General features: G+C 67.0%; 6 protein-coding genes. All 6 read left to right on the forward strand.

Going from position 1 to position 6,186, the window contains the following annotated elements; genetic code table 11:
- Positions 1 to 134: 134 nt before the first annotated feature.
- The 6 genes from ACFXN1_RS50950 to ACFXN1_RS50975 are packed head-to-tail and all read left to right on the forward strand — an operon-like array spanning position 135 to position 5,999.
- The gene (locus ACFXN1_RS50950; RefSeq protein ID WP_379464139.1) at positions 135 to 1,262 is read left to right on the forward strand and encodes a hypothetical protein; all 1,128 of its coding nucleotides are present in this window, start codon (positions 135 to 137) and stop codon (positions 1,260 to 1,262) included.
- Complete coding sequence (locus tag ACFXN1_RS50955; RefSeq protein ID WP_379444226.1) at positions 1,262 to 2,440, forward strand: thiolase family protein; 1,179 nt, start codon at positions 1,262 to 1,264, stop codon at positions 2,438 to 2,440. Before ACFXN1_RS50950 ends, ACFXN1_RS50955 begins: the two co-directional genes overlap by 1 nt.
- Complete coding sequence (locus tag ACFXN1_RS50960; protein ID WP_379444227.1) at positions 2,437 to 2,889, forward strand: Zn-ribbon domain-containing OB-fold protein; 453 nt, start codon at positions 2,437 to 2,439, stop codon at positions 2,887 to 2,889. The genes ACFXN1_RS50955 and ACFXN1_RS50960 overlap by 4 nt, the downstream gene beginning before the upstream one ends.
- Before the next feature lie 25 nt (positions 2,890 to 2,914).
- Positions 2,915 to 4,114: an acyl-CoA dehydrogenase family protein gene (locus tag ACFXN1_RS50965; protein WP_379444229.1), complete on the forward strand. Its 1,200-nt coding sequence runs from the start codon at positions 2,915 to 2,917 to the stop codon at positions 4,112 to 4,114.
- Complete coding sequence (locus ACFXN1_RS50970) at positions 4,111 to 5,241, forward strand: acyl-CoA dehydrogenase family protein (protein WP_379444231.1); 1,131 nt, start codon at positions 4,111 to 4,113, stop codon at positions 5,239 to 5,241. The genes ACFXN1_RS50965 and ACFXN1_RS50970 overlap by 4 nt, the downstream gene beginning before the upstream one ends.
- Positions 5,238 to 5,999, forward strand: a complete 762-nt coding sequence (locus ACFXN1_RS50975; protein WP_379444233.1) for an SDR family NAD(P)-dependent oxidoreductase — start codon at positions 5,238 to 5,240, stop codon at positions 5,997 to 5,999. Before ACFXN1_RS50970 ends, ACFXN1_RS50975 begins: the two co-directional genes overlap by 4 nt.
- Positions 6,000 to 6,186: the final 187 nt, after the last annotated feature.

A 6,186-nucleotide genomic window follows, 5' to 3' on the forward strand; every position in this document is an offset into this window, starting at 1 on the left:
GAACCACCTCGAGGCCACCGGCGAGCGCTACGGCCTGCAGACCATGTGCGAAGGCGGCGGGCTCGCCAACGCGACGATCATCGAAAGGCTCTGACGCTCATGACGATCAGCGCCCATCTTCACCAGGGGCCGATGTGAGCGGACTCAACCCCTCTTCCGAGGCTCGTGATCCGATTCCGGTCCTGGGAATCGCGGCGACGCCTCTGGTCGCCGAAAGCGATGCCGTTCTCGACGAACTGGTCTTCGACGCGGTGTCGAACGCTTTGCGGGAAGCCGGAATTCGTAAACACGAGCTCGGGCTGTCGGTAACGGCGTCGCTGGACATCTACGACGGCCGCAGCATCTCCAGCGGTTTGACCAATGCCGCGAGCGGCGGCTACCTGGCGCAGTCGTACCGCATCGAGGGTGACGCCGGACAGGCCATCATCGCTGCGGCGCAGACCATCGCTGCGGGTGACGCGGACCTGGCGCTCGCCGTGGGTGTTTACAACCCCGAGGTGTCTGGACCGGATCGGCGGCAATTCCTCCAGCAGATTTCGAATCTCGGGTTCGAGCCGCACTTCGATCGGCCGGTCGGTCTGACGGCGGAGACGATGTTCGGCTTGCACGCCGGCTATGTCGTAGATTCGGGCATCCTGACCGAAGAGCAACTCGCTGAGATTTCGGCGGCGTCGATCACCCGAGGAGCAGGCCGTAGTAGGGCCGCTCGCACCTCACCGGTCAGCACGGCTGACGTCCTGTCGTCGGCGCCGGTCAATGGCGTTCTGCGTGAACTCATGTTGCCCGCCGAATGCACCGGAGCCATCGCTGTGGTGCTGGGATCACTGGCCAGGGCCCGTCGGGCGCGGCACCCGCGTGCCGTGCTCACGGGCTGGGGACAGGCGACCGGCGACACCACGGCCGACGGGCAGTGGCTCGAAGATCCGGCGGTCGCTGCGCGCCGTGCCGGGCAGGAGGCCTACCGCCGGGCCGGTCTGACCGAACCAGGCGAGCAGATTCAGGCTGTCGAGCTCACCTCTGCCACACCGGCGTTGCTCGCGCCGACCCTCGGTGCGCTCGGTCTGAGTAAGGCGGATGCCGAAGTGTCTCCCTCCGGCGGTGCGGCCAGCGCCTACCCGGGCGTGGCCAACGGCGCACTTCGCCTGCTCGAAGCGGTGTCGTGGCTCGAGGAGAACGGTGGCCGCGCTGTGTCGCATTCCACCGACCTGCTCACCGGACCCGTCGCGGAGACCGCGACCGTCCTTGTCCTGGAAGAGGTTTGATGGCCACGCGGGCAGTGATCGCGGGAGTGGGCATTACTCGTGCCACGTCGCCGCGCAAGCAGGAAAGCTCATCGCTCGAGCTCGTGCAGGAGGCGGTGTGGGCCGCGCTCGAGCACTCGGGCGCCTCGCCGGACTCATTGGACGGCATTGTGATCGGCAATATCGACGGCTTCGAGGGCACTGTTCTCGGCGCCAAGCATGTGGTGCGCAGGCTCGGCCTGGGCAGGGATTTGCCGGTGTCGATCATCAACACCGGCGGCACCACCGGTGGCAATCTGATGCAGGTCGCTGCCCGCCAGGTGCGGTCCGGTGACCGTCAGCGCGTGCTGTGCGTAGGTGGGCCGACGTTCTATGGTGCCGAGGATCTGCAGTCGGCGATCAACACGAACTCGCCGATGATCGTCGAACAGCCGCTGGGCATGGGCGCGTACCATATGGGCGCGTTCTATCCGAGCGCCTACCAGCAGCGATTCGGCGCGACCGTCGAGGATTTCGCGGTGAGCGTGGTGCAGGCACACGAGCACGCCTCACGTAATCCCTACGCGCACTTGCGCAATACCCTCACCGTCGAGGACGTGGTGGCGGCCAAGCCGTTGTCGTATCCAATGACGATGGCGATGGTGTGCCCGGTTTCCACCTCGGCCAACGCGCTCCTTATCACTTCCGAGGACAGCGCGATCGGGTTGAGGCCGACGCCGGTCGTCATCCGTGCCATGGCGACCTCCAGCGACCCGTATCTCGGTGGTGGCAAGAACGATTTCGCCGCTATGGAGAACCTGGCGATCCTGGCCCACAAGGTCTATCAGATCGCCGACATCCGTGACCCGCGTGCGGAAATCGATGTCGTCGAACTGTTCGCGCCTTACGCGCCGATGCAGCCGATGCAGCTGGAGGCTCTCGGATTCGCCCCACCCGGCGGAGGCATCGACCTGCTCCGTTCCGGCGCAACGGAAATCGGCGGCGACCTGCCCACGAACCTCTCGGGTGGACCGCTGTGCACCAATGCCGGTGTCGCGGGCGAGCTGGCCCCGTACGTCTACATCGCTTTGCAACTCATGGGTGACGCACCGGAGGAGATGCAGGTGCAAGGAGCGCGGCGCGGTCTCGCGCACGGCACCGGCGGCACCTTCTTCCAGTTCGAGAACCTTGCCATCCTCGAAAGAATGGAGCGCCCGTGACCATCACGACGCAGCGGGTCCACTGGGACCTGAACTACGACATCCACCTCGGCGCGACCTGGGGTCGCTTCATGGCGGGGCTCACCGAGCAGAAGATCCTGGCCAACAAGTGCCCGGACTGTGCGCGGGTGTTCGTTCCGCCGCAGGCCTACTGCGAGTCCTGCTTCGTGCGCACCGACGAGTGGCTCGAGTTGCCGCCCGAGGGCGTCGTCGAGGCGTTCACCGTCGCGTGGCAGAGCTTCCGAGGTGGGCCCACCCCGCCCTACGCCATCGCGGGTATTCGGCTCGACGGTGCGTCCACGCTGCTCATGCACTACGTGCACGGGCTGGATCTGTCGGATCCGAACGAGGTTCGGGCGCAGTTGCCCGTCGGCACCCGGGTGCGCGCCGTGTGGGCGCAGGAGCGGACCGGCCAGATCCTCGATATCGCGTATTTCGCGAAGGTCTGATCAACATTCTGAGGAAAGAGGACTCGTGAGCACCAAGAGCGCTCTCGACGCTGAGGGACTCGCCATCCGTGTGCGCGAATTCCTGCGTGAGCATGACCCGCTCGGCACCGACCGGCAGGAGTTCCTGCGGGCTCGATACGATGCCGGGCTCGCCTGGGTCTACTACCCGGAAGGATTCGGTGGACTCGGCCTGGAGCCGACCCTGCAGCCCGAAGTCGACGCGCTCTTCGCGGCAGCCGGTGCTCCGGACAACCGGCCGGAGCTGAACTTCATCGGCCTCAATCTGGCCGCGCCGACCATCCTGCGCTTCGGTACCCCGGAGCAGAAGCAGCGATGGCTGCGCCCGCTGTGGACCGGTGAGGAACTGTGGTGCCAGCTCTTCAGTGAGCCGGGCGCCGGTTCCGATCTGGCCAATGTGGGCACGAGCGCGAAGCCTGACGCCGACGGCTGGGTCGTCAACGGTCAGAAGGTGTGGACTTCGCTTGCGCACCAGGCGGACTGGGCGATTCTGGTGGCGCGCACAGACCCGGCACAGCCCAAGCACAAGGGACTGTCCTTTTTCATCTGCGATATGCACGATCCGGGTGTCGATGTCCGGCCACTGCGGCAGATCACCGGTGAAAGCGAGTTCAACGAGGTCTATCTCGACGATGTGCGCATCGCCGCCGACCAGCTGCTCGGCGAGATCGGTCAGGGCTGGGCGGTCGCCAATCACACCCTGATGAACGAGCGAGTCGCCATCGGCGCGGGCACGATTCCGCGCGAGAACGGCACGATCGGTGCTTTGGTGCGCACCTGGCGCGCCCGACCCGACTTGCGCCGGCCCGGGCTCCACGACCAGGTCGTACGGTTCTGGGTCGAGGCGGAGGCCGCCCGGCTTACCGCGGAGCGTCTGCGTCAGCAGCAGGCCGCCGGGCTTCCCGGCCCCGAGGGATCGGGCGCGAAGCTCAGCTACGCGCGGCTGAACCAGCAGATCTCGTCGCTCGAACTGGAACTGCTGGGTGCGGAGGGTCTTCGGTACACCGACTACTCCGCGCGGCGGCCGGTCATCGTCGCCGACTATGCCGAGGAGTCGGCGGGCTGGCGGTTCCTGCGCGCGAAGGGCAACTCGATCGAGGGTGGCACCTCCGACATCATGCGCAACATCATCGCCGAGCGAGTGCTCGGACTGCCCGCCGAGGCCCGGGCGGACAAGGACATGCCCTGGAAGGACCTGCCGCGATGACCGACATCACGACGCCAGTGACAGGCGATCTGCTCTACTCGGAAATCGAGGAGGACCTGCGGGGCAGTGTGCGAGCTCTGCTCGACAAGCGCAGCCCCTGGGACGCCGTGCTGGCCCGGACCGAGAGCGACACCACGACCGACCTGGAGCTGTGGAACGCGCTCACTGTCGAAATCGGTTGTGCAGCACTGGCTGTGCCAGAGTCCGCCGGTGGGGCGGGCGCGAGTTGGCGTGAGGCTGCGATCGTCGCCGAGGAACTCGGGCGCGCCGTGGCCCCGGTGCCTTTCCTCGGCTCCGGCGGCATCGCGACGGCTCTGCTGCTGGAACTCGGCCAGACCGAGCTGCTCGGTGCCGTGGCGGGTGGAGCGCTCGTCGCCGCGGTAGCGCTGCCGTTCAGCACCGCCCCGGACGATCGCTTCGGCGATGTGCAGGTCCGGGACGGGAAGCTGTACGGCACAGTGGATTCGGTTGCCGATGCCACAGTCGCCGACGTCTTCCTCGTCCCGGTGGGCGATGCCGTATACCAGGTCGCGGCGGGCGCCGACGGATTGCGGCGCACCGAGGTGGTGTCGCTGGATATGACTCGCCCGCTGGTGGACCTTGTGTTCGACGGTGCCGCGGCGGAACTCCTCGCCGAGGGGGAGCGCGCCCGTGCAGCGGTGGATGCTGCCCTGCGGATCGGTGCGGTGCTGCTGGCCTCGGAACAGTTGGGGCTGGCCGAGCGGTGCTTCGAGATGGCGGTCGAGTACCTGGGGATTCGTCGCCAGTTCGGCCGGATCATCGGCTCGTACCAGGCGATCAAGCACCGTGTGGCCGATCTGTGGGTGCTGCTGACCCAAGCGCGCGCGGTGGCTCGCTACGCGGCCGAATGCGCGGCGACGGGTTCACCCGATCTGCCGATAGCGGCAGCGTTGGCGCAGGCTCACTGTTCTGTCATCGCCCAGCAGATCGCTGAAGAATGCGTGCAGTTCCACGGCGGTATCGGATTCACCTGGGAGCACCCGGCTCACGTCTATCTCAAGCGGGCCAAGAGCAGTGCGATCGCGCTGGGCACGCCTGAGCGCCACCGTGCGGCTCTGGCCGAGCTGGTGAACATCCCGCTGCCGGATGCGAAGGCGGGGCGGTGAGCGAGGGCAAGCTGGCCGGCCGCACGGCAGTCGTCACCGGAGGCAACAGCGGTATCGGCCATGCGATGGCGGTGGGCCTGGCCCGCGCCGGGGCCGATGTCGCGGTGTGGGCCCGCAATGTCGACAAGAGCGCCTCGGTTGTCGATGAGATCCGGGCACTCGGTGTGAAAGCGACTGCGGTGCAATGCGATATCGCCGATGAGCAGGCGGTGGACGAGGCGATGGAGCGCACCGTCGAGGAGCTCGGTCCGCTGGACTGTTTCGTGGCGAACGCGGGCATCGCCGAGGCCGCGCCGATCACCGAGATGTCGCTCGACAGCTGGCATCGGGTGTTGCGCACCAACCTCGACGGTGGCTTCCTCGGCAGCCGTGCCGCCGCTCGGCGGTTCGTCGCGCAAGGCACCGGCGGTTCGATCATCGTCGTCTCTTCGACGATCAGCCGTTACGGCGGAGCCGGGCAGGCTGCATACGCCACGAGCAAAACCGGCTTGATCGGGTTGGCGCGCACCCTGGCGGTCGAGCTGGCCCGCCATCAGGTCCGGTGCAACGTGCTGATTCCGGGCTGGACCCGGACCGCGATGAACACTCATCTGCAGGCGGACGAGAAGTTCATGCAAGTGACCACGGCGCGCACCCCTGCGCGGCGATGGGCCGATCCCGAGGAGTTCTACGAGGTCGCCGCGTTCCTCGCGGACCCGGCGCTGACCTTCCATACAGGCAACGAGATCGTGGTCGACGGCGGCTACACGATCTTCTGATCACGCAGAGCCGGTGGGGGAGAGGGTGATCCGAGGTGTGTTCTCCCCGCTGAGCTCTGCGGGTGTCGGGTACCGGGCGCGAGCCCGGCGACCGGCACATTCCCCAACCCTCCCATCTGTTTGCAGAGACAAACAGAGGTTTGGCTCCGCCAACACCCGCCCGTGGACGCAACAAACCACCAGAAGC

Source organism: Nocardia sp. NPDC059154, assembly GCF_042755705.1.
Lineage (GTDB): Bacteria > Actinomycetota > Actinomycetes > Mycobacteriales > Mycobacteriaceae > Nocardia.

Bases quoted from the DNA above. Each gene is read 5' to 3' on its own strand.
- ACFXN1_RS50955 (WP_379444226.1), top strand. From the start codon at position 1,262: ATGGCCACGCGGGCAGTGATCGCGGGAGTGGGCATTACTCGTGCCACG.
- ACFXN1_RS50970 (WP_379444231.1), top strand. From the start codon at position 4,111: ATGACCGACATCACGACGCCAGTGACAGGCGATCTGCTCTACTCGGAA.